The organism is Nodularia sp. UHCC 0506 (genome assembly GCF_034931045.1).
In the GTDB taxonomy this organism is placed as follows: Bacteria; Cyanobacteriota; Cyanobacteriia; order Cyanobacteriales; family Nostocaceae; genus Nodularia.
The window spans coordinates 1-3,034 of record NZ_JAYGHH010000084.1 but is presented as its reverse complement, the minus strand read 5'-3'; the positions used below and the strand labels follow the sequence as shown (position 1 = coordinate 3,034).

The 3,034-nt window shown below is 37.2% G+C and carries 3 protein-coding genes and 1 pseudogene; all 4 read left to right on the top strand.

Annotation, left to right across the window (positions count from 1 at the left end):
• Nucleotides 1-210 precede the first annotated feature (210 nt).
• Nucleotides 211-465, top strand: a complete 255-nt coding sequence (locus VB654_RS24645; RefSeq protein ID WP_323216467.1) for a hypothetical protein — start codon at nt 211-213, stop codon at nt 463-465.
• A 42-nt stretch (nt 466-507) separates the two neighbouring features.
• Nucleotides 508-618 (top strand): annotated as a pseudogene (locus VB654_RS24640) (4-Cys prefix domain-containing protein); the annotation flags it as partial.
• 141 nt (nt 619-759) lie between these two features.
• Nucleotides 760-2,385: a protein kinase domain-containing protein gene (locus tag VB654_RS24635; RefSeq protein ID WP_323216471.1), complete on the top strand. Its 1,626-nt coding sequence runs from the start codon at nt 760-762 to the stop codon at nt 2,383-2,385.
• Between the two features lie 389 nt (nt 2,386-2,774).
• A partial coding sequence (locus VB654_RS24630) for a helix-turn-helix domain-containing protein (protein WP_323216466.1) occupies nt 2,775-3,034 on the top strand: 260 nt, incomplete at its 3' end.

The window sequence follows — 3,034 nt, the reverse complement described above, 5'->3', positions numbered from 1 at the left end:
CCAGTGTCGTTTGGATAGTACCGACTCTAAACAAAGTCCTTCGCGCAGCGTGTCCCCTTGGGACTTAGCAAACCTTACCTGTAAAAAGGATGCAGAAATGCAAAATCACGTATTCGTATTAGATAGCAACAAACAGCCTCTTAATCCTAGTTAAATCTGTTGACCCAACAACCACTGCGGATTAAATGTACTGGTTGAGAAACTCGTCAAATGTGCGGTACAGACCGATATGGTTTTCCAATTCGGCACAGAGAGCGCAAACCAGTCCACTTTGGTTTGAGAATTGGCGACATCGTTAAAGCTGTTGTCACATCTGGTCAAAAAGTAGGTAAGTATGTTGGTCGCGTGTTGTGTCGTAAAACTGGCAGTTTTGACATTGCAACTAAAACAAGTCGAGTCGCAGGTATTAGTTACAAATTTTGTACATCAATTCATTCAAAGGATGGTTATTCGTATAGATTCTAAGATATCTGGACGGCGAATTTATTCGCCTGTCGCTTCCTCCCCATGTTTGGAAAACAGGGCCTTCTGCCACGAGGAGGTTTGGTGAAATACTGTATCAACCCACTTTGCGAAGCTAGAGAAAATCCAGATAATGCCGAAAAATGTCTCGCTTGTGGGACTTCTCTAGTGATTAATGGACGGATTCGCCTAATTAAGCCGTTGAGAGAACTTACAGAAGATCCGTATGTACGCATTGAAGTATTTGAAGTAGATGATTCGGGGACTAAGTGGGATACAGTTCGTAGACGGAGAATCATGAAGGTTCTGAAATGGGGTAATTCTAAGTTCGTGGAGTTATTCGAGCAAGAATCCCGAACTTTGAGGCGTTTAAATCACCCGTGTATCCCAGGAAGTACCATAGATGACTTTTTTACATTTGTTCCTAATAATAGCCCTCTAACATTGCGATGCCTAGTAATGGATAAAATTGAGGGACAAAATTTGCAAAAATGGATACAGTCTAATGGGCGTATTTCGGAATCTTTAGCCGTAAAGTGGCTGAAACATCTCGTGGAAATTTTAGATTTGGTGCATCATACAGAGTTTTTCCATAGAGATATTAAACCAGCAAATATTATTCTTCAACCAGATGGTCGGCTGGCATTGGTTGATTTTGGGGCTGCACGACGAATTACCGATACTTATTTAGCAAAAGTGAGTGCCAGTGGTGGAACCAGCACTCGGATGGGAAATTATGAAATTACGGCTATCGTCTCACCGGGTTATACACCATTAGAACAAATTAATGGAAAAGCAGTACCCCAATCAGATTTTTATGCTTTAGGAAGAACATTTGTATATTTAACTACAGCTATTCCTTTAGTTAAATTACCTACAGATGAAAATACGGGGCAGTTAAATTGGAGAAACAAAGCTCCACAGATAGGTAAGCGATTTGCTGACTTAATTGATGAAATGATGGCTCCTTTTCCAGGACAACGCCCACAAACCAACGAAATAATTTTACATAGATTAAAAAAGCTTCCTTCACAAACTAATTTCGATAAGTTCGTTAAATCTAAAACATTTATATTTATTGTGATTGGATTAGTTAGCTTCACAGGAATTGGGATGTTTAATGTCTTATTACCTGTAATAGCTAATTATTTTGTATCTCAAGGACAAAACTTAGAAACTAAAAAACAAGCTGAAACTGCCCAGAAGTTTTTTAATTGGGCTATTAAAATTGACCATCGAACGAATCAAACAATTTCTAGTTTTTATTTTGAAAAAGCTGGGCGCAATTTTAGAAATTTGCAATTGGCTAAAACTTATTATGAGAAAGCAAGTCAATATAATCCTCAAGATGTAGATATATATAGAAATTTAGCCTTAGTTTGTCAGTATTTAAATCAGTTTGAATGCGTAATTAATAATTATGAAAAGGCTCTAAAGATTAGAGATAATGACTGGGAATTACATTATGAGTTAGGTAATTTTTATGACCAGGCTAATAAGTATGACTTAGCAGAGAAACAATATAAGATAGCCATTAAACTAAATAAAGAGGCAGCAGCCCCTATCAATAATTTATCCCGATTAAAAAATCGAGAAGGAAATTATCATGAATCTGAGGCATTGGCGAGGCAAGGATTAAATCTTACTGAAAAGCCCGAAATAAAAACTACGTTATATAAAAATTTAGGTTGGGCTAAATTAGGGCAGCAAGAATATATTGAGGCGAATAAATATTTACAAAAGTCACTTGAAATCGATGCGACTAAAACAGATACTTATTGTTTATTAGCGCAAGTACAAGATGCTGTAGATGAAACTACTAACGCTAGAATTTCATGGGAAGTATGTATGATAGCTGAATCTAGCCTACCAGAAGTACTTATTTGGCGGCAACAATTACTAGATCGTCTAAGCAAAAACTAACTGAAGAAAGTAGAAGCAGTGGGAGCATCCTACTTTGGCAAATATATCTTTTCTGTCTAACTGTGGAATCAGGTTCTTACGGCTTAATGAAATATATATTTTCTAAGTAGGGATGCTCCCGTAGGTTAAGAGGCAACTTAAACAACTGGTTCAATACATTATATCTGTGTAAATAGCTATAACAATCTATCCTATGATAGAGGTGTTATCTTGTTAATAAGTTTAGATGTAAATATTAATACTATTAAAGCTACAATCACATATTTGAACAAGAAAAAATAATAATCTCTCTTAAGAGAGATTTGCATAATACATTTCACTTGCTAAGGTTTAGTACGTGAAATAAGTTGGGAGGTGATTGAGTGTTTAACCTGGCTTACGAGTTTAAATTGAAACCAACACGAACCCAAATCGTCATGTTTAAGGAATGGCTAGAGACTCATAGACGGGTTTACAACCATGCCTTAGCAGAGCGCAAGCACTGGTATCAGTCTCGCAGTTGTCGGGTTAACACTTGCTCACTTCACTCTGAATACATCATTTCTGCGGATGCCCTGCGCCCAACGTTTGCGAGTCAGTGTAAATCTCTGACTGCTGCACGTAAACAAAGCGAGTATTTAAAACGTGTAAATGCTCAATCTTTACAGCC

What these genes read in the sequence shown, in the direction of transcription:
- VB654_RS24635 (WP_323216471.1), top strand. Translation starts at nt 760, where the DNA reads ATGAAGGTTCTGAAATGGGGTAATTCTAAGTTCGTGGAGTTATTCGAG.
- VB654_RS24645 (WP_323216467.1), top strand. Translation starts at nt 211, where the DNA reads ATGTGCGGTACAGACCGATATGGTTTTCCAATTCGGCACAGAGAGCGC.